The sequence below is a fragment of the Bradyrhizobium sp. STM 3557 genome (assembly GCF_045571465.1).
Lineage (GTDB): Bacteria > Pseudomonadota > Alphaproteobacteria > Rhizobiales > Xanthobacteraceae > Bradyrhizobium.
The window spans coordinates 1,993,885-2,015,084 of the sequence record NZ_CP120697.1 but is presented as its reverse complement, the minus strand read 5'-3'; the positions used below and the strand labels follow the sequence as shown (position 1 = coordinate 2,015,084).

Genomic DNA, 21,200 nt, shown 5'->3' with positions numbered 1-21,200 from the left:
CCTGCCGGCATCATAAAAGCACTCAGCTGGCTCTGCGTGCAGAACCTAAACCAACTTCTCAAACAAGGTATGTCACGAGTTGCTCAGCCACTCGCGTGACGTGAGGCTGCCGCATGAACGACAGATGATTACCGGGCACGTAGTGCACCTTGACGCCGTTCTGCGCGATCAGCTCCCAGCCGAGAGATACATTGTGATTGTATTCCGGATCGCGCTCGGTGACCCTGAAGAGAATGATCTCGGATGGAACGGGCGTCGGTTCGTATCCGCGGGCCGTCGTCTTGAACATCGTCACGTTGTCGCGCAGCAGGACGGGCATCGGACGATTGGCGATCCGGAACAGCCGTCGGCTGATGGACCAGAACCGTTCATGCACGTTCTTCCGGACGAAATAGGACGCACTTGAGAAGGCGACGCTGGCCTTGTGGTCTGCGAAGCGCCGATAATAGCGATGGATGCGATCGAGCACGCGCGTGGTCCAGAACTGCATCCAGCTGCCCCAGGGCAGGTTGCGGTAATAGCCGGAGTTTGCGGTGTCGAGCATGACGATGAACTCGACGACCTCACCGGCGGCAACGAGCTGCGCCGCCATTTCCAGCGCGACCATTCCGCCGAACGAATAACCGCACAGCCGGTATGGCCCGTGCGCCTGAACGCGTTTGATCTCCTGATTGTACAGGGTGGCGAGCTCACGCACGCTCATGGCCTTCTGAGCGCCGTCGAGCTCGGGGGCGGCGAGCCCGTAGACGGGCTGGTCGCCCGGCAGCGACTCCGCGAGCGCCTGATAGGCCAGCACATGGCCGCCGCCGCCATGGACGCAGAACAGCGGGGTTCTAGAACCGGTTACGCGCAAGGGAACGAGAGACGATTCCAGGCTGTCGGCATGGCCGCCGTCGATCAGCTGGCCGAGTTGCTCGATAGTCCGGCTAAGCAGCAGGTTCGAGAGATCGACCTTGGTGCCGAACTCCCTCTCGATGATCGACATCAGCGACGCCGCCATCAGCGAATGCCCGCCAAGATCGAAGAAATCATCACAGACGCTGACTTTCGGGAGTTCAAAAAGCTGGCCCCAGATCGCCGCCAGCTTGGCCTCCGTGGCACTGCGCGGAGCGACATATGGCCGGACCATTCGCTCAGCGACCGCAGCGGGCGTCCGTTGCGCGAGCGCCGGAGGCGCCAAGGCCGCAATGGTTTGGCCTGCGTCGGCGGCGATCGCTTCCAACACGGAGACGAAATATGTCAGGACGTTCCGGATCGAGACCGGCTCGAACAGACCCTGATTGTATTCGAGATTGGCGAAGACGCCGTCATGGCGCTCGATGACGGCGAGTTGTAGTTCGAACGGATTGCCGAAGCTCGGCGTCGGCACCGGCGTGACCAGGAGATCGCCGGCCCGGCGAGGCTGCAGGAAAGCGGTCTGATATAGAAAATAGAACTGAAACAGCGGATTTCTGCCCTGCACCGAGCGCATCTTAAGGCGCTCCATGATGCTCTCGAACGGGTAGACCGCGTGATCCAGCGCGTCCATCGTCACCTGACTGACCCGCTTCAGCACCTCGCTGAGCGTCGGATCGCCAGCCAGATCCAGCCGCAACGCGATCGGTCCGGAAAACGGCCCGATCAGCGGCTCCGTCTGGGTGTTGCGGTTCGCCGAAGGCGCACCGATGATCAGATGAGGTTGTCCCGTGAACCGCTCCAGCAGAACGGCAAAGGCGCTCACCGTCAGCATGAACATCGTAACATTGGCCGATTGAGCCGCCGTCTTGAGCCTGTCGACGAGGCGTTCATCCAGCCGCTGCGATTGGACGGCGCCGCGGACGCTCGGCCGCTGCCCGGGCGGATGGTCGGTCGGAAAGTCGAGCACAGGTAGCGAGCCACCCAGCGTCGACATCCAATAGTCGAGATGCTCGACTGCCTGCTCCGATGCGAGCCATTCGTTCTGCCAGACCGCAAAATCCGCGTATTGGATCGGCAGCGGCGCCAGCTCCGGCGTGGCTGTTCGCGCCAGCGCCTCGTAGATCGTCCACAGCTCGCGCTGCAGGATGTTCTGCGACCAGCCGTCCGAAATGATGTGGTGCATGGTGACGATCAGGACGTGATCGTCGGCGCCGACATGGACCAGGTGCGCCCTGAGCAGCGGTCCGCGCTCCAGATCGAACAGGCGACGCGCTTCTTCGGCAACGAGGCTGGAGATCCCGCTTTGCCCTGCATCCGCATCCCGCAGATCGGATCGCTGCAGAACGATATCGGCGTGGGTCACAACCAGCTGATGGAGCTCGCCGTCGAGCTCTTTGAACGTGGTCCTCAGGATCTCGTGCCGATCGACCACGACCTGCAGGGCTCGTTCGAGATGATCGGCCGACAGCGGGCCGCTGATCCGGACTGCCGCCGGCATGTTGAAGGCCGGGCTGTCCGGCCAGATCCGCGACAGCCGCCAGAAACGGAACTGGCTGGCGCTCGCCGGCAGCTCGAAGATCTCGGCGGCCTCCGCTTCGGACGAAGCCGCCAGCTGTGCCTCCGGGACGGGCGCTTGGCTCGGCGGCGTCTCGGTCAGCAGGGGTGCAACGGGCGCCTCGTTTTGTGCCGGCGCGATCGGCTGCTCCACCGCCAGCAGCTGCGACAACCTCTTGTCCGGACGGTCAGCAACCTCCTCGACGATGCGGCAGAACTCGTCCAGCAGCCTGTCGCCGGTCGCGGGACTGTAGCGCTCCGTCTTGTACTCCAGCGAAACGCGCCAGCCCGAGTCGCGCTCGATCAGGAAGAAGTTGAGATCGAACAGGCCGCCAGGTGACCGCGATGGCATCGGCGTCACGTCGATGCCCGAGAAGTCGAACTCCGAATTAACCGAACCGCCGAAGGCGCGCTGGCAGATGAAGTTCACCTTGTAGAAAGGCCCGCTCTGCGGCCTGTCCGCACTGGGAAGCGCATCGATTACCGTCTCGAACGCAACCGCCTGATGCGCGAGCGCATCCCAGAGGGCGTCCCGCACCCTGCTTGCCAGCTCAATGAAGGTCGGGTCACCGGCCAGATCTACCCGCAGGGCCGCCGGATTGACGAACAATCCGATCAAGCCTTCGATCTCGGAGCGATCGCGACCGGCGAGCGGCGTTCCGATGGCCAGATCGGTTTCGCCGCTCTGCCTGTTCAGCAACGCCAGGCACGCGGCAAAGGTCAGCGTGAACATGGTGCCGGAGTGGCGGTTGATCGCGCCTTTCAGCCGCTCGGTGATCTCGCGCGGCAACAGCCGCGAGACGATGGCGCTGTTGATGGAGCGGTCCGAGGCATCCGGCAGATCGGGCGGCAGCCGAAAGCGGCGATAGCCACGCAGCGCGGACGTCCAGTACGCGAGGTCACGGCTTTGCAGGTCCGCATCCTGATTGCTGCGCCAGATCACATAGTCGGAGAACTGAATCGGCAACGGCGGCAACGGCGAGGGGCGTCCTTCGACATCGGCCGAATAGACCTGCTGCAGCTCGCGCATGATCACGCCGATGGACCAGCCATCGCAGATGATGTGGTGCAGCGTGAGCATCAGGATGTAGCGCGTATCCTGGACACGCAGCAGCCCCACCCGGATGAGCGGCCCTCGCTCGAGATTGAAGCTGCGTTCGGCCTCCGCCGCGCAGATCTGCTCGATGCGGTCGTCGACACTGGCGGCAGGCGCGCTGCGCAGATCGGTCACCGGAATCAGCAGCCGCAGCGAAGGCTGAACCAGCTGGTGCACGATCCCGTCCACCGGACCGAAGGTGGTTCGCAGCACCTCATGGCGTGCAATGATCTCGTTGAACGAGCGCTGCAGCGCGGACAGATCCAGAGGCCCTTCGAGAGTCCAGCGAAACGAGGCATTGTAGGCCGGATTGCCCGGCCATTCCTCATTGGCCAGCCACATGCGATGCTGCCCGGGCGACAGCGGGAATGCGAGCAGTTCCTCCTCTGGCCTCGTGGGAGATCCGGCTGCGCCGACACCTCCCTGCATGGAACTCAGCACGGTCATGACACAGCTTTACTCTTGCGCCTGCTTGATCAGCGATGCCTCGCGCCGGACACGATAGCCACGCCGTTCCACCGGCGCGATGATCTGCACCTGCGACTGGGCCTTGCCGGCGCTCAGCTCTTCCATGATGCCGCTGATGGTGCGTTGCTGCAGCACCAGCTTCGGCGTCACGTGCAGGCCGGCCTTCACGGCGCGCGACGTGATCTGGAAGACGTGGAGCGAGTCGGCGCCAAGCTCGAACAGATTGTCGGTGACGCCAATCTTCTCGCGGCGCAACACCTCGCAGATGATCTGCGCCAGTTTTTCCTCCTGCTCGGTCCGCGGCGCCACATACGCGCTTTCCTGGACTGCGAAAGCGCTCTCGACCGCCGGCAGGCTCTTCTGGTCGACCTTGCCGTTGACGGTCAACGGAATCGCCTCGATCGGCACGCAGGCGTGCGGGATCATGTGGCCCGGCAGCTTCTTCTGCAGAAATTCCCTCAGCTCGCTTGGTACCAGCGCCGTTCCTGGCCTTGGCACGGCATAGGCGACCAGCTTCGGCGTGCCGGTGGAGTCGGTGCGCACCACCACTGCGGCCTGCTGCACGCCCGGATGTCCGACCAGCGCCGATTCGATCTCGCCTGGCTCGATGCGGAAGCCACGGATCTTGATCTGGCTATCGGCGCGGCCAAGATATTCGACGTCGCCGGTCTTCAACAGACGCGCGAGGTCGCCGGACTTGTACATCCGCGCTCCCGGAGCGGCCGCGAACGGATCGGCCATGAAGCGCTCGGCGGTCAGATCCGGACGGTTGAGATATCCCTGCGCGACGCCGGCTCCACCGACATAGATCTCACCCGGCACGCCCGGGGGCACCGGCTGCCGCTTGGCGTCCAGCACGTAGAGCTTGAGATCCGGTATCGGCGCTCCGATCAGGCTGCGCTGCTCGCCCTCGATATCGGCCGCTGTCAGCGGCCGGTAAGTGACATGCACCGTCGTTTCAGTGATGCCATACATGTTGACGAGCTGCGGCGCGCTATCGCCATGGCGCTTGAGCCAGGGCCGCAGCTGCGCGAAGTTCAACGCTTCGCCGCCGAAGATCACGTAGCGCAGGCTCAAAGGCCTGACCACGCCGGACTCCTCGACCTGAATGAGCTGGTAGAATGCGGCCGGCGTCTGATTGAGCACCGTGACCCGCTCCTGCGCCAGCAGGCCGTAGAAATCCTGCGGCGATCGCGTCACCAGATAGGGCACGATCACCAGCCGTCCGCCTGTCAGCAGGCATCCCCAGATCTCCCATACCGAAAAGTCGAATGACGACGAGTGGAACAGCGTCCAGACATCGCTCTCGCCGAAGCCGAACCATGGCTTGGTCGAGGTCAAGAGGCGCACCACGTTGTGGTGATTGATCAGAACGCCCTTCGGCTTGCCGGTCGATCCCGAGGTGTAGATCACGTAGGCAAGGCTGTCCGGCTTGGCCAGCGCGGCAAGATTCCCCTGGTCCTCCTTGCTGATCGCGGCCGCATCGCGATCGAGACAAATCGTCTGCGCGGCGCCCTGGGGCAGGCTCGCGACGAGCTTCTCCTGGGTCAGCAGCGCCGCCGGCTTGGCGTCCTCAAGCAGCGTGGCAAGCCGCTCGAACGGATAGGACGCGTCGAGCGGAACATAGGCGGCGCCGGCCTTCAGCACCGCCAGCATGGCGATGATCATCTCCGGCGAGCGCTCGAAGCTGGTCGCGACGAGTGACGACGGCGTCACGCCGCGCTTGATCAGCATGCGGGCGACCTGGTTGGCGCGCGCATTCAGCTCGCGATAAGTGAGACGCTGCTCGCCGAGCTGGACGGCAGGCTTCTCCGGGGTGCGGGCGGCCTGGGCCTCGAACATCGCGACGATCGATTGCGAGCTGGACGCCGCCGGCGAGGCGAGCTTGCCTTGAGCCGTGAAGGCGGCGAGCTTCTCGGGCGCCATCAACAAGAGATCATTCACCCGCTTGTTAGGATCGAGGACAGCGTCGAGGAGCAGGGTCTCGAAATACTGCAGCCACAGCGCGATCGTCTGCTCGTCGAACAGGTCGGAATTGTAGTCGCAATCGACCACGAGACCGCGATCGGATTCGATGATGTTGAAGAACAGGTCGAGAATGACCGCGGCCTTCGGATTGGGCTCGACCTCCGAGGTCAGGCCGCTGAATTTGGCCCCTGCCCCGAGCCGCTCCAGGTTGAACTGAACCTCCATCAGCGGCAGGCGCGCGGGATCGCGGCGAATGCCGAGCTTTCGCACCAAGGTGCCGTAGGTGTAGCTCTGATGATCGTAGCCATCGAGCAGGCAGCGCTTGGTCTGATCGAGCAGGTCCGCGAATGAGGCGGTCTCGGCGATCTTGGCGCGCAGCGGCAGGAAGTTGACGCAATGGCCGACGAGATTGCCGTCGCTAAGCAGGCTCTGTCCGGCCGCGGGAATGCCGACGACGATATCGTCCTGGTTGGTCAGCCGGTGCAGCAGCGCATTGAACCCGGCCAGCAGGGTCGCGAACAGCGTGCAGCCCCTCTTGGCGCCGAGCCGCTTGATCTTCTGATAGCTGTCGGCATCGATCTTCGCACGCAGGCTGGCGCCGGCCTGGGTCTTGATCGAGCGCCGCGGGCGATCGGTCGGCAAATCGAGCGGCGGCGGAAGGTCCTTGAATTGATCGAGCCAATAGGCTTCGACCGCTTCCTGCTTGCCGGATCGGCGCTCCTCGGCCTGGTCGCGGGCGTAATCGCTGAAGCGCACCGGCGGCTCCAGACCGGGACCGCGCCCCTCGGCCTTCGCCGTATAGAGCTGGGCCATTTCCTCGACCAGTACGTTGGTCGACCAGCCATCGCACACCAGATGATGCGCCGTGACCACGAGTGCATGGTCGTCCCGGCCGAGACGGACCAGGGCGGCGCGCACCAGCGGCCCGTTGATGAGATCGAACGATGTCCGCGCATCAGTAGCGAGAATACGCGCGAACTCCTCATCGCGCGAGGCGGCGGCAAGGCCTTCGAGATCGTGCACCGGCACGTCGATTACGAGCTTCGGATGGATGCGGAGCAGCGTGCCCTCGCGATCGATCGTCGCACGCAGGGATTCGTGCCGTGCGACCAGCGCATTGACGGACTCGCGCAGCGCGTCCGTCTTGAGCTCACCGCGCAGCCGCACGCTGAAGGATTCATTGTAGGCGCAGGAGGCCTCCTCGCTCAGCATCGCGGCGAGGAAGATCTCCCGCTGCGGCTCGGTCAGCTCGACCGCTTTCTCCGTCTCCTCGGCCGGCGCTGGAGCAGCCTGCGGCGACGGAACCGCCGCGGCGGAGAAGAAGCCCGCCTGGCGCATCTCCGCCGCACTCTCGTCGAATGCGCGCACGATCGCCTCGATGTCGGCGTCGGTGTGCGCGGTCGTCATGAAGCAGGGGAAGCCTTCGCGGATGTGAATCCCCTTGTCGCGCAGATAGAAATAGAACAGCGCGGCCAGCGGCTCCGAGATCGGGAACGAGAGATAGAACACGCTGCCGAAATGCTCGATCCGGGTCGGAACGGCATGCTTCTGCAGAACGTCGTTCAGGCGGCCGACCAGGTTCGCGGTGCGCTCGTTCAGCCGGTCCTGGAGTTGCGGCCCTTCTTCCTTGAAATGCTTCAACACTGCGCGCATCGCCGCGAGCGTCAGCGGATGCCGAACGAAGGTGCCGGCAAAGAAGGTGACGCCGACCTGCGGATAGGAATCATCGCCAAACTGCCACGCTCCGCCGTCGAGCGCGTCCATGAAGCGGCTCTTGCCGGCAATGACGCCGACCGGCATGCCGCCGGCGACCACCTTGCCATAGGTGGCGAGGTCGGCCCGGATGCCGAATTTGGCCTGACAGCCGCCCTGATGCACCCGGAAACCCGTGACCACCTCGTCGAAGATGAAGGCGGTGCCGGACTCCTCAGTGATCTTGCGCAGCTCCTTAAGAAATTCGACCGGCTGCAGCGATGGATGCCGGCTCTGCACCGGCTCCACGATGATTGCGGCCAGATCGTTGGCGTTGCGGCGGATCCACTCGAGCGACTGCTCGGTGCCGTAATCCAGCACGACCATGTTCGAGACGCTCTGGCGCGGAATGCCGGGCGCGATCGGTGCCGACTGCGGCTCGCCCGCCTTGTTCATGAAGCCCTTGACCAGAACCTCGTCGAACATGCCGTGATAGTCGCCGGTGAACATCACGACCTTGTTGCGGCCGGTCACGGTGCGGGAAACGCGCAATGCAGCGAGCACGGCCTCCGAGCCCGTGTTGCAGAACGCCACACGCTCGTTGCCGGTCAGCTCGCAGAACAGCTCCGCCACCTCGCCGGCAAGCGGCGTCTGCGGTCCGATCTCGAATCCGGCATGGAGCTGCGCCTCGATCGCCTGCGTGACGAAGTCCGGACGGTGACCCAGCATGATCGGGCCGAACCCGTTGACGAGGTCGATGTATTCGTTGCCGTCGATGTCCCAGAGCTTCGATCCCTTCGAACGGTCGGTGACCATCGAATAGACCATCTCCTTCCACTGCGGGCGGAAGCCGGACACGACGCGCGGATCGGCCAGGATCTGTCGATATTTCTGCGTGAAAGCCTTCGATTTCGCCGTGCGCCGCGCAACCCGGTCGACCAGCGCGGCAAGATGCTTCTGCTGGTGCTCAGTCATGTCCTGCGACGAGGTGGCCTGCGGCGGCTTGTAGGGGCCAAACGGTTTGCTCGGCGTGCCAGCATCGGGCGAGGCCACGGTCTCCTGCGCTTTTGCCGGCGCCGTCTGAATCTGCTGGCTCTGCACGACGGCAGGCGGGCTGACCGCAGGCATCACGGCTGCTGCAGGCGCGGGCTTGGCGGCCGAACCATTGAGCGTGTCGAGCTGCTTTGCGAACAGCTGGTTCATCGCCTGCAGCTGCTCGCGCATGAGGCGTTCGATCGCGCCTTCCGCCACGGCGCCAGCAGCGACAGTGGCGATTGGCACCGGCTGCATCTGCATAACGGGAGCGGACGCAGCCACGACGGGCAACGGCTCGGGGGCGGGCACTGCGACCGGGGTGACGGGCGCCGGATCCGCATAGGCATCCGACGGCAGCCGGCTCGCCACGTAATCCGTCAGTGCCGTCAGGCTCGAGACATCGCCGAGCAGCTGGCGGAAGGTGGTCTTGACAGAGAATTTCTCCTGCACCGCCTGCGCCACCTGCGTCAGGAACAGCGAGTCGAAACCAAGCTCGAGGAACGTCGTGGCGCTGTCCGCCGCAGCCAGATCGACGCCCGACAATTCGCTGAACATCTCGATCAGGGCCGATTGGATGCGGCCGGAGCGGTTCGCGGCGGCGTCGGCAGCAGCCGGCGTTGAACGGAGATCTGACATCTTATTCACGGCTTCGATTCCCTGAACAATGAAAGGCGGGGCTTCGGTGACGGCGGCCTGGAGCGGCGCGGTCAAACCGGGATCGGTCGCAGCATTGGCTGCGGCTGTACTTTGCAGCCAGAAGCGCTTGCGTTCGAAAGGATAGGTCGGCAGCGACACCTTTTGGCGGCGCTCGTCTCCGGCAACAGCCGCCCAGTCCGGGGTTTGGCCGGCGAGCCACACATCGCCCAGCGCAGCCATCAGCGCGGCGTAATCGCCTGACCCGGAATAGCCGTCGGACAGCGATGACAGGATGGCCTGACCGGCCCCGAGCGGGCCGTGCTGGCGCGCCAGCGTCGCGAGCACGGTGCCGGGCCCGACCTCGAGCAGGACCGCGTCCGGGTGGCTGCGCAGCTCGCGCACGGCTGCCGAGAAGTGCACCGGCGCGCGTGCGTGCCGCGCCCAATAATGCGGATCGGTCGCTTCCTCTGCGGTAATCCAGGTGCCGGTCACGCCGGAAACGTAGGGGATCGTCGGCGGATTGAGCTTGATCTTGCCGAGGGCGGCCGCCAGCGGCTCGGTGATCGGATCCATCATCGCCGAATGGAACGCGTGCGAGGTGACCAGGCGGCGACAGGCGATGCCGGCCGCGTTCAACTCGCTCTCGAAAGCTCCGAGCGGCTCGAACGGCCCCGCGACCACGCAGAGCGAGGGCGAGTTTACTGCGGCGAGCGACAGCTCCTCCGGCAAGCGTGGCAGGAGATCCGCCTCCGGCAGCCGCACCGACAGCATGCCGCCGGCAGGGACATCCTGCATCAGCCGTCCGCGCAGCGCGACGAAGGCCAGCGCGTCCTCGAGCGCAATGACGCCCGCGACGCACGCGGCAGCGAGCTCGCCAACGCTATGGCCGGCCATCGCCTTCGGGCGGATGCCCCAGCTGATCCAGAGCTGGGCCAGCGCATACTCAATAGTGAAAATGGCCGGCTGCGCCATCACCGTCTCGGTGACGGCGCGCTTCGCCTCCTCGCTAGCGCCATCAGCCGGGTAAAGCAGCGTGCGAAGGTCGCGGCCCAGATGCGGGCGCAGCAGCTCGGCGCAGCGATCGACCGTCGCGCGGAACACCGGCTCGGTCTCGTAGATCTCGCGCCCCATGTTCGGGTGCTGCGAGCCCTGTCCCGGAAACAGGAAATAGACCTGCGGTGCCTCGCCGGCACCGCTCCGGGTGTGGATCTGCTCGCGACCGGTCAACAGACGCGCCGCTTCTTCATTCGATCCAGCGACGACAGCGCGGCGGTGAGCAAAGGCGCGCCGTCCGGTCTGCAGCGTCCAGGCCACGTCGGCGAGATTGATGTCTGGATGCGCCGTCAGATGCGCGGCAAGATTGTCGGTCGCCTGTTCCAGCGCTGCCGGCGACCGGGCCGACAGCAATAGCAACTGCTGCGGCCGTCGGGAGAGCTGTTGCTCCCGTTCCGGGGCCTGCTCGAGGATCACATGGGCATTGGTGCCGCCGACGCCGAAGGCGCTCACGCCGGCGCGCCGCGGACCCTGCCCCGTCTTCCATTCCGTCCGCTCGTTCAGGACGCGGAATGGGCTGCTGGCGAAATCGAATTTGGGATTGGGCGCCTTGAAATGCAGCGTCGGCGGAAAAATGCCGTGCCGCACGACATTGGTGGCATTGATCAGGCCGGTCACGCCAGCAGCGACATCGAGGTGGCCCACATTGGTCTTCGCCGTGCCGATGACGCAGAACTGCCGCCGGCTCGTTCGCTTGCGGAAGGCCTGGGTCAGACCTGCAAGTTCGATGGGGTCGCCGAGCGGAGTTCCGGTTCCGTGCGCCTCGATATAGCCGATCGTGTCCGGATCGACGTCCGCGCTATCCAGCGCGGTTGCAATGACACCGGCCTGTCCTTCCACGCTCGGCGCGGTGTAGCCGATCTTAGAGGAGCCGTCATTGTTGACGGCAAAGCCGCGAATGACCGCATGGATCTGATCGTTGTCGCGCAGCGCCTCATCCAGACGCTTGAGCAGGACGACCCCAAGGCCGCTGCCGAATATCGTGCCATTGGCATCGGCGTCGAACGCCCGGCAGTGACCGTCATTCGATCCCATGCCGCCGTCCTGGTAGGTATAGCCGCGCTGCTGCGGAAAGGTGACCGACACGCCGCCCGCCAGCGCCAGATCGCTTTGATAGGTCAGCAACGACTGACAGGCCTGGGTGACCGCCACCAGCGATGTCGAGCAGGCCGACAGCATGGTGAAGCTCGGGCCGCGCAGATTGAGCTTGTACGATACCCGCGTCGCCAGGAAGTCCAGGCTGTTGCCCATCATCTCCACATAGTTGGAGATCTGGTAGCCCGAGGTGAACTTCTCGATGAAGCCCGGCGTGGTGCAGAGCTGGCGGAGGAAATAGGACCAGATGCTGGAGCCGGCGTAGACGCCGATCAGGCCGGAATAGCTGTCGGGAACGACGCCCCCATCCTCAAGTGCCTGCCAGCAGCATTCCAGGAACAGCCGCTGCTGCGGATCCATCAATTCCGCTTCGCGCGGATAAATGCCGAAGAACTCGGCATCGAACATATCGACATCGGCAAGGACGGAGCGCGATCGCACATAACGCGGATCGCTCGCGACCTCGGCCTTATTTGCGATCTCGAGCTGTTCGACGCGAAAATGCGAGATGGCTTCGATGCCGGCGAGCTGATTGCGCCAGAACTCGTCGACGCTTTGCGCGCCCGGAAAACGTCCGGCCATGCCGATGATGGCAATGCCGTCTGGACCGTCGAGTGAGGTGTCGTGGTCGCTCATGATGCACTACGGTGTCGGCGTTGACGCTCTCGCGCGAAAGCGCCGCGCTGAAGCTGCCCCCGCGCCTGTTGCCCGGTAAGGGATGCTATGGGTCCGCTCTTGCCGCCCAGATGATCCGCCAGGGCGCGAACGGTGGTGAACTCGAACAGTGCGGTGACCGGGATCTCGCGGCCGAGGGCCTTCTGCAGACGATCATGCACACCGAGCAGCAGCAGCGAGTTGCCGCCGAGATCGAAGAAGTTGTCCTTGAGCCCGATGCGATCGGTGCCGAGAAGCTCTTTCCAGGCCTGCAGGATATGGCGCTCGAGATCGCCGACCGGCTCGGAGGCCATTGCAGGACGGGCGTCGTCGCGCGGGTCTGGCAGCGCAGCCCTGTCGACCTTGCCGTTCGGTGTGAGCGGCAGCAGGTTCATCGGCACGAAGGCCGCAGGCACCATGTAGGACGGCAGGCTTGCAGAGAGTAGCGCGCGCAGATCTGCTGCTGTGGGCTCGGGCTCGGCGGGCACATAGTAGGCGATCAGATGCTTGGACCCATCCTCGCTCGCGCGCGCGGTGACACAGACGTCCTTCACTCTCTCGCTGGCGCGCAGCGCGGCCTCGATTTCACCCGGCTCGATCCGATGTCCCGAAATCTTGACCTGGTTGTCGGCACGTCCGCAGAACTCCACGACACCATCCGCGCCGATCCGGGCGAGATCGCCGGTCCGGTACATGCGCGCGGCTTCATCTGCGACGAAGGGATCGCGGACGAATTTCTCGGCCGTCGCCTGCTCATTGTTGAGATAGCCCAGCGCGACGCCATCGCCGCCGGCATAGAGCTCACCGATCGTTCCCGGCGGCACTGCGCGCAACTGCTCGTCCAGGACATAGACCGTGGTGTTGGAGATCGGCCGGCCAATCGGAACTGAATCCGGCACGTGATCGCCAGGCCGCATGACATGGCAGCAGGTGAAGGTGGTGTTCTCCGTCGGACCATAGCCGTTGATGACGCGACAATTGGGCAGTCCGTCGAGCGCGCGCCGAACGTGACGCGCCGAGAGCTTGTCGCCGCCGGCCAGCAATTGCTTGACAGGCGCAAGATCCGGCAGCCGCTGGTCGACCATCAGATTGAACAGGCCGGCGGTCAGCCAAAGCACCGTGACGCCTTGCTCGCGAATGACGCGCCCCAGATCCTCGAGCGAAGTCTGGCAGGGCGGCATCACGACGAGACGGGCACCATTGAGGAGCGCGCCCCAAATCTCGAACGTCGATGCATCGAACGCAATCGGAGCGAATTGCAGGAAAACGTCGTCCGAGCCAAAACTGCAGTAGTTGGTCTCGCGTACCAGACGGACGACGGCGCGATTGTCGACCACGACGCCCTTGGGCCTTCCGGTCGAACCCGAGGTGTACATGACGTAAGCCGGGCTGTTCGGCTTTCCGGCCGGCGGAGGATTTGCAAGGTCGGGACCGGACGCAAGCGCCTCGCGGATATCGATGATCAAACAGTCGGACGGGCGCTCGGCCAAAACGGCCGGCGTCTCTCCGGCCGTCAGCACCACCTTGGTGGCGGTGTCTTCGAGAAAGAACTTCAAGCGCTCTTTCGGGTAGCTGAGATCGAACGGAACGTAGGCGCCCCCGACCTTGAGAATGGCGAGCAGCGCGACGATCAATTCGGCGGAGCGCTCGACACAGCACCCCACCATCATGCCGGGTCCTGCCCCGGCAGCGCGCAACCGACCCGCCAGACGGTTCGCCAGACCGTTCAGTTCACGATAGCTGAGATTCTGATTTTCAAAGGTGACAGCAATATAATCAGGACGGGCGGCTACAACGCCCTCGAACAACTCGGCGATGCTCTTATCACGAGGATAATTCGTACGAGTCGAGCTCCACATCCTGTAATTGACCCCATACTCGTGCCGCACGCGCGGAATCGAACGTTAGTATGCCTGCCTACCGCAAAGGTTCGCCGCAACGAGCCCAGCCGCGACAACCGCTAAAATGTCCGCTCCAGTTCGCCGTTCTGCTTGGTCGGCCGCGTGTCCTTTGCTCATTGGAGCTCGGCTTCAACCGACCGGCTTTTCCACGCAGCCCACCTCACCTGAGCGGTAGAACCAATCTGTTTTTATCGATGGCGTACTCATCCTCGATTGAAAATTAGAATGGAATTAAATGGAGGGAAACAACAAACTCTCGCAAGAACATTATTTTCGTTAACTGGTAAGGCTAATTCCAGGGACGTTTCCCTTGATTAAGCCGGTTTCCCGCCCAGGCTCGGAGCCATCAGAAGATCAGCGGGCGCCGGATTCATCACGTCGGGCAGCACTTCGGACTTGACAACTGCGGCGGGATTTCCCGCGACAACACAACGAGATGGAACATCCTTGGTGACCACCGCGCCGGCGCCTACGATTGCGCCATCGCCAACGCGGACGCCGCCGATGATGATCGCGTGCGGGCCGATCCAGACGTCATTCCCGATCACCGGATAGGCGGTTTCGCGGCCCTGCTCGGTGATCTTGTCCTTGCGGCCGATCACCACGCCATTGAACAGCGTCACGTTCGAGCCGAGCAGAGCATCCTTGTTGACGACGATGCCCCAGCCATGAACAAGCGTCAGTCCAGGCCCGGCCTTCACGCCCGAGGGAAAGTCGATTGCGGTCTGGCCCTGGGCCCAACGGTGCAGGATTCGGGTCACGGGCAGCAGGACCGGGACGTGATCCCTGGTCCACTGGCACAGCCGCAAGGTGAAAACGGGACGAAAGGTCCGGTTCGTCAGCGCGAGCCGGATGATGGAGGGCAGCGACACGCGCTTGCCGGTCACGCGGAACGCATCGCCTCCAATGTAGCTCGCGAACGGTCGCATGGACGTCAATCTTTACCGGCCAACGGCGCCAACAGACGCTTCACCAGGCTCGGGCTCTTTGCGCGGGCCGGCTGCTGCGCGAATACCCGCTCATAGGCTCTCAACAGCTTCGGCGCCTCATGCGGCCAGGCCAGATGGTCGACCACGCGCGTCCGGCCGAATTCTCCCATGCGCTGGCGGCGCGGCTCATCGGCCAGCAATTCGAGAATCTTGTCGGCGAAATCGACCGGATCGTTCTTGCGCGCATAGACCGAGGCCTCCTCGGCCGTGAAACGGCCCTCCGTCAGATCGAACTGCACGATCGGCTTGCCGAGCGCCATGTACTCCATGATCTTGTTCATGGTCGACTTGTCGTTCATGGCATTGCACTCGTCCGAATTGACGCAGACATCGGACGTGTTGAGGATCTTCAGCAACAAATCGTCGGAGACCCGGCCCGCAAAGGTGACGTGGTCCGCGACGCCTATCTTGACGGCGGACGCCTTCAGCTGCTCGAGCTCCGGACCGGAGCCGGCGACGCAGAACTGCACATCGGTCCGCTTCAGGTCCTGAACCATGTAGCGCGCGGCCTCAAGCAGATAATCCAGGCCCTCCTGCGCACCGATCACACCGACATAGCCGACGAGATATTTCCGCCCCTTCCGCAGCGCCGGATCCGGCGGCACGATCCGCATCCGGTTCAGGTTCGGCCCCGACCGGACCACGAACACCCGGTCCGGATCCATCCGGCCACGGCCGATCGCGATCGCGCGATAGGAGTTGTTTGTTGCGATCGAAATGTCGGCGATGGCGAAGGTCCAGCGCTCGAGCGCGGTGATCACCCGATACAGAAAATTGCGCGTGCCGAATTTGGCTTCGAACAGCTCGGGATTGATGTCGTGATGATCGAAAACGAACTTCGTGCCGAGCACGAGCTTGAAGAAGCCGCCGATCAGGAAGATCAGATCCGGCGGATTGCAGGCATGGATCACATCGAAGCCGCGCGTGAAGTAGACCCGCCAGGCCAGGACGAACTCCCAGAACAGCGCAACCGCATATTCGACGAAATAGAACGCCATCCCCCGCGCCTCAAAGATCGGGTGGCGGTAGATATGCACGCCGTCGAGGACCTCGTGCCTTGCCGTTGCATTATGCCCGATCGGGCAGATGACCGAGACCTCGTACCCGCCCTTCACCAGGGTGGTAGCCTCGTTCCAGACCCGCCGATCGAACGGGACCGGCAGATTCTCGACGATGATCAGGACGCGCTTTGCACGCAAGGACTCACCAACTGATGCCATTATACTGTCCATCGAGCTTGCGGAAGTCGCGAACGCGAACCAGGTCGACGACAAACTGATCCGGCCGAATCCGCTCGGAGAGGCTGTGGAATTCAGCATCTCCATTACCGATCACGATGATCTCGCCATGCGCGAGCGCCTCGTCGAGGGATTCGACCAGAAGCGACGACACGTGCGGGATCATGCGGAACAGATAATCGCGGTTGGCGCCGACGAGCTTGGAGAGGCTGACGTTCCGATCGAAGATGCGGACGTCGTAACCCTTGCCGATCAGGCGCTCGACCAGTTCGAGAACAGGGCTTTCGCGCAGATCGTCGGTGCCGGCCTTGAAGCTCATGCCCAGAATGCTGACCGGCCGCTTGCCAGCCTGAACGATCATATCGAAGCCGCGCGTAGTCTGCTTCTCGTTGGATGGCAGAATGGACGACAACACCGGTAGATCGAGATCCAGCGAGCGCGCGCGATGCACCAGCGCACGCACATCTTTGGGCAAGCAGGAGCCGCCAAACGAGAATCCCGGCTTCAGATAATACGGCGACAGGTTGAGCTTGGTATCGCGACAGAAGATGTCCATGACCTGATGGCCGTCGATGCCAACGCCTTTGCAGATCACTCCGATCTCGTTCGCGAAAGCCACTTTCAGCGCGTGCCAGACATTGTCGGAATATTTGACCATCTCCGCGACTTCGATCGGCACAACGAGCAGCGGCGCATCGATGCCGTCATACAGGCTCGCGATCTCCTTGCCGGTTCGTTCGTCCCGTGCGCCTACGATCGTTTTCGGCGGATGGTGGAAGTCGTCGAGCGCAGTTCCCTCACGCAGGAACTCAGGATTGCTGCCGACGCCGAAATCTACGCCCAGCTTCTTGCCGCTGGCCCTCTCGAGCTCGGGAATGACGATGTCGCGGATCGTTCCCGGCAGCACGGTGGAACGGATGACGACCGTGTGCCACGACGACTTGTCGCGAAGCACCTCGCCGATCTCGGCGCATACCGACTTCACGGCCGAGGTATCGAGATCGCCGTTCTTCTTGCTCGGCGTGCCGACGCAGATCAGGGACAGGTCCGATCCAAGGACCGCCTCCCGCGCATCGTGCGTGGCCTTCAGCCGCCCTTGTGCTACGGCAGCCGCAATCACCTGATCGAGATTTTTCTCGATGACCGGTGAATTGCCCGCATTGATCAGAGCGACCTTGGTCTCCGAATAATCGACCCCGATCACGGTATGACCGAATGAGCTTAAACAGCCCGACGTCACCGCACCGACATAACCCAAGCCAAAGACGCTAATTTTCATGATTCAATTCATCAAACAAAGCGTTGAGCCGCCGGATTTTCCGGCAGCATTGAATTTCAAAATAAACGATTAACCGGCGGCTTTCCAGCAAATAGATTTTAAATGATTAATATCAGGTCGTGATGTTATCGAGAAGCACTGATCCAACCGTCAAACCGCCAACGCGAGCTGTCCAGCCCCCGGCAGCGCCGCGTTGAGCCAGATATCCTCGAGTCTGGTCACATAATTTTCGATATTGTACCGCTCGGCGTGATCGCGCTTGGCGGCAGCGCCGAGCGCATTGCGCAGGCCCGTATCGGCGATCAAGCGGCGCAATGCCGAAGCGAGGCCGTCGACATCTCCCGCTTCCACGAGCAGACCGTTCTTGCCGTGCGTGATCACGTCGGGAACCGCACCGACTGGCGTCGCCACGACGGCGGCGCCGGCGGCAAACGCCTCCAGGATCGACATCGGCAGGTTCTCGGCGAATGACGGCAGAACGAAAATATCGGTCTTGCGAAGAACATTGGCCGTTCCAGCGCTGTCGAGCCAGCCCGGCACAGCAACGCGATCGCCGATCCCACGTTGCCGAGCCGCGGCAATCGTCTCCTCGACAGCGCCATTTCCGGCAATCGTGGCGGTCCAGTCCTGGCGATCGGCGAGTTGACCGAGCGCCTGGACCAGTTGCGGCGTCCCCTTGCGCGCGCCGACCTCGCCGAGAAACGAGATGCGCGCGCGGCCGTCGTCAGCGGGCTCGCGAGCCAGGCGCATCGGCGCCGTTGCATTTGGAAGGACGACGATCTTGTTCCTGACAGCCGGCACGTGGTCGGCGACCAGCTTCGCCCAGAAGCTGCCCAGCACGATTGTTGCTGAACTCTGGCCGAACATGCGATCGACGAGCTTGCGCGCATGCGGACCGGCGACGTCCCAGAACTGATGAAATCGGGACCCGTGCAGGTGGACGACATAGGGAATTCCCAGCGAGCGGGCGAAGCGCGCGAGAATTGCCTTGCGGAGGGCGCTGCCCCCGGCCGCGACATTGATGTGCAAGACGTCGACGTCTCCGCGCCGCTTGGCCATCCAGAGCTGAGCCAGGGCCGCGCTGAATATAGCGGGCGCCGACGCGAGCGAACCGGGCCCCCGCGTCACCAATCGCGAGACATGGATCCGATCTTTCGCGCCGCTTTCCGCGGTGTCGATGATAATATCGGTCAGGCGATCCATTCCGCCCCGCTGCCGCGCCCCAAATGGCGTCGCGATCAGCACGCGCAGTGCCCGCCCTTCAGCGCTTGTGACGTTCGGCTCAATCACGAGATCAGACTGTCCCCACATGTGCGTTTGACGGCCGGCCGCTATTAAGGTTCAAATTTTAATGATGCCACTATTGGAAGCGTGGTTTTTTGCAGGCCGGCGGCATCATACTGGCGAAAATCCGGCTGTATACGATATTTCGGCCAAAATGGACCGGATCCCTCCATTAATGTAAATTTGCTTGAGATGAAAATCCTTGGACCTATAATGCAGACTGATTTTAATTAGCCTGCTACAGGCAGAGCGACACATAATTATCATTATCCGGAGCGCGGGCCAGGCCATGCTCACCAGACCAATTCCTCTCATCGAACTCGACTGGGCCGGTTTTCGGCCCTGGGCGGTTGCTCCCGTCAAGCACAGGATCTCCGATCATCCTCTGTTCCAAGTCGACAAGCTGCTCGCCCTGGCCAAACGGTTGGAAGCCAAAGGCCGCATTCGGGCGCATAAGAACGATGCGCAAGCGGGAACGCCGTTCAACGCGGCGTCTGATCTCCACCCGGTCAATGCCCCGCTGATGGACAGCCTCGAGCATATCGAGGCGGCGGGAGCCTGGATGTCGCTCCTCAACGTCCAGACCGATGATGTCTATCGCGGCCTCGTCGACGAAGTGCTCGGGAGCATCAGCCCGCAGATTGAGGCGAAGGATCCGGGCATGTCCTACCGCGGCGGCTGGATCTTCGTTACCTCGCCGCGCACCGTGACGCCGTTTCACATCGACAAGGAACACAACTTCATTCTTCAGATCAAAGGCCGGAAGAAGATCTACGTGTGGGAGCCGGACGACGTCCGCGTGGTGAGCGATGCCGCGCGCCGCCGCTTTCACTCGCGACATAACCGCGATCTGATCGCCTGGCGCGAGGAGTTCCGCGCATTGGCGCATTGCTTCGACGTCGGTCCGGGCGAAGGCGCCTACATGCCGTCGACAAGTCCGCATTTGGTCGAGGTCGGCGATGAGCCGTCCATCACCATGAGCTTCACCTACTACACCAACAGCACCCGCCGCCGCGGCTTGGTTCACAAGACGCGTGGACGTTTGGCTGAGCATGGCCTTAACCTTCCAGAGAGCTGGAGCAACGGCCGCCTGGATGAAGCGTTGTATTGGGGGGCGTCGACCGCACAGTCAGCCACGCGTCTGCTGTATCGTGCAACCGGGAGGAAGATCGGCCAGGAGACTGCGCCTTATGCAAGGGCTGACAACATGTAGGCAATCAGCCGCTCGGCGCTGCGCAGCACGGCTGACCGGCGACCGCCCGTTGAATTCACATGGCGCATTTTTCGATCGCGCCAGAAGCTGAGCCCTGCTCCGGTCTGAGAGCGTCATTCGGAACACCTAATAACCAAATGCCTCTCCACGAGACCGATGTGTTTGATGAGCCGAGACGCGAGCTCGACCTCTGGGCTGCTCGCGGACTGAAGGCGAGCTTCTGGATGCGCGACGACGACGCCGTCGAGGTGTCCGACAGCCTCGTCCTACTCCGCGAAATCGCCGCTCGCTACGCGGTCAAGATTGGGCTCGCCGTCATCCCGGGCCAAGCCGTTCCGGAGCTCACCAGCTTCCTGGAGACGAATGCGCGGCACTTTTATCCAATGTGCCACGGCTGGCAGCATATCAACTACAATACCCGACATAAGCCGGCCGAATTCGGTGCCGAGCGCCCGCACCCGAAGCTGGTCCACGATGCCGAACTGGCACTCGGCTCGTTCAGCGCGGCTTTCCGTCACGTCAAGCCCATCTTCGTCCCGCCGTTCAACCGGATCACCCCCGCCTTGATCCGCGCTCTTCCCCGCGTGGGCTTCTTTGGTGTCTCACTGATGCCGACGCTTTTGGAACAGAAGCTTGCCCGACTGGGATCGAAGATCAACGTCGCTTTACCTGTGCCGCTTCCCGACCTGCGCAGCAGCAATCGCATTGATGTCCATATCGATCTCATCAATTGGCAGACCCGGTCGGCCCAGGATTACCGGCTGCTCGCGCAGCAGCTGGTGCGCGAGCTCCGCTACCGCCGGCTTGGATACCTGCGAACTGACAGCCCGATCGGTCTGTTGACGCATCATTTGGCCCACAATCTCAGCATTTGGCGGGCCTGCGACGACGTACTCGGCTTCCTTCGCTCGCATCCTGCAGTCCAGTTTCTCGATCTCGACCAGTGGACCAGGGCGCCTTCGCAGGAGCTCGAGCTTCGCTCGCAAGCGCCTGCGATCGACTGAAGTACGATGAGCCGGCCACCGCCTGCGCAGACGCTGCACGAAGCATCGCGTTTGCGATGCGCGGGAGCTGCGGAGTTCGACGACTTCGATATGGTGCGCAGCGCTGCCGTCCACTGCAGCGTCAACGCGTCTCAGGGATCAGGA

Annotated in this window: 8 protein-coding genes and 1 pseudogene; 2 read left to right on the top strand and 7 right to left on the bottom strand. The window is 63.1% G+C overall.

Annotation, left to right across the window (positions count from 1 at the left end; all coding sequences use genetic code 11):
* Positions 1 to 58 precede the first annotated feature (58 nt).
* From P6U24_RS09055 to P6U24_RS09025, 7 genes and pseudogenes are all read right to left on the bottom strand, one after another.
* A complete protein-coding gene (locus P6U24_RS09055; RefSeq protein ID WP_407158786.1) occupies positions 59 to 3,994 on the bottom strand; it encodes an alpha/beta fold hydrolase in 3,936 nt (1,311 codons plus the stop codon).
* A 9-nt stretch (positions 3,995 to 4,003) separates the two neighbouring features.
* Complete coding sequence (locus P6U24_RS09050; protein WP_407158785.1) at positions 4,004 to 12,130, bottom strand: amino acid adenylation domain-containing protein; 8,127 nt, start codon at positions 12,128 to 12,130, stop codon at positions 4,004 to 4,006.
* The gene (locus P6U24_RS09045; protein WP_407158784.1) at positions 12,127 to 14,007 is read right to left on the bottom strand and encodes an amino acid adenylation domain-containing protein; all 1,881 of its coding nucleotides are present in this window, start codon (positions 14,005 to 14,007) and stop codon (positions 12,127 to 12,129) included. The genes P6U24_RS09050 and P6U24_RS09045 overlap by 4 nt, the downstream gene beginning before the upstream one ends.
* A 356-nt stretch (positions 14,008 to 14,363) precedes the next feature.
* Positions 14,364 to 14,597: pseudogene (locus tag P6U24_RS09040) on the bottom strand (DapH/DapD/GlmU-related protein); the annotation flags it as partial.
* A 386-nt stretch (positions 14,598 to 14,983) separates the two neighbouring features.
* Positions 14,984 to 16,258: a glycosyltransferase family 4 protein gene (locus P6U24_RS09035; RefSeq protein WP_407158783.1), complete on the bottom strand. Its 1,275-nt coding sequence runs from the start codon at positions 16,256 to 16,258 to the stop codon at positions 14,984 to 14,986.
* The gene (locus P6U24_RS09030) at positions 16,242 to 17,555 is read right to left on the bottom strand and encodes a nucleotide sugar dehydrogenase (protein WP_407158782.1); all 1,314 of its coding nucleotides are present in this window, start codon (positions 17,553 to 17,555) and stop codon (positions 16,242 to 16,244) included. Before P6U24_RS09030 ends, P6U24_RS09035 begins: the two co-directional genes overlap by 17 nt.
* 150 nt (positions 17,556 to 17,705) lie before the next feature.
* Positions 17,706 to 18,758, bottom strand: a complete 1,053-nt coding sequence (locus P6U24_RS09025) for a glycosyltransferase family 4 protein (protein ID WP_407158781.1) — start codon at positions 18,756 to 18,758, stop codon at positions 17,706 to 17,708.
* Between the two features lie 505 nt (positions 18,759 to 19,263).
* On the opposite strand from P6U24_RS09025, the gene P6U24_RS09020 reads away from it, so the two are divergent.
* Complete coding sequence (locus P6U24_RS09020; protein WP_407158780.1) at positions 19,264 to 20,052, top strand: cupin-like domain-containing protein; 789 nt, start codon at positions 19,264 to 19,266, stop codon at positions 20,050 to 20,052.
* A gap of 158 nt (positions 20,053 to 20,210) precedes the next feature.
* Complete coding sequence (locus P6U24_RS09015; RefSeq protein WP_407158779.1) at positions 20,211 to 21,056, top strand: hypothetical protein; 846 nt, start codon at positions 20,211 to 20,213, stop codon at positions 21,054 to 21,056.
* Positions 21,057 to 21,200 lie beyond the last annotated feature (144 nt).

What these genes read in the sequence shown, in the direction of transcription:
- P6U24_RS09050 (WP_407158785.1), bottom strand. Translation starts at nt 12,130, where the DNA reads ATGAGCGACCACGACACCTCACTCGACGGTCCAGACGGCATTGCCATC.
- P6U24_RS09045 (WP_407158784.1), bottom strand. Translation starts at nt 14,007, where the DNA reads ATGTGGAGCTCGACTCGTACGAATTATCCTCGTGATAAGAGCATCGCC.
- P6U24_RS09055 (WP_407158786.1), bottom strand. Translation starts at nt 3,994, where the DNA reads ATGACCGTGCTGAGTTCCATGCAGGGAGGTGTCGGCGCAGCCGGATCT.
- P6U24_RS09025 (WP_407158781.1), bottom strand. Translation starts at nt 18,758, where the DNA reads ATGGATCGCCTGACCGATATTATCATCGACACCGCGGAAAGCGGCGCG.
- P6U24_RS09030 (WP_407158782.1), bottom strand. Translation starts at nt 17,555, where the DNA reads ATGAAAATTAGCGTCTTTGGCTTGGGTTATGTCGGTGCGGTGACGTCG.
- P6U24_RS09035 (WP_407158783.1), bottom strand. Translation starts at nt 16,258, where the DNA reads ATGGCATCAGTTGGTGAGTCCTTGCGTGCAAAGCGCGTCCTGATCATC.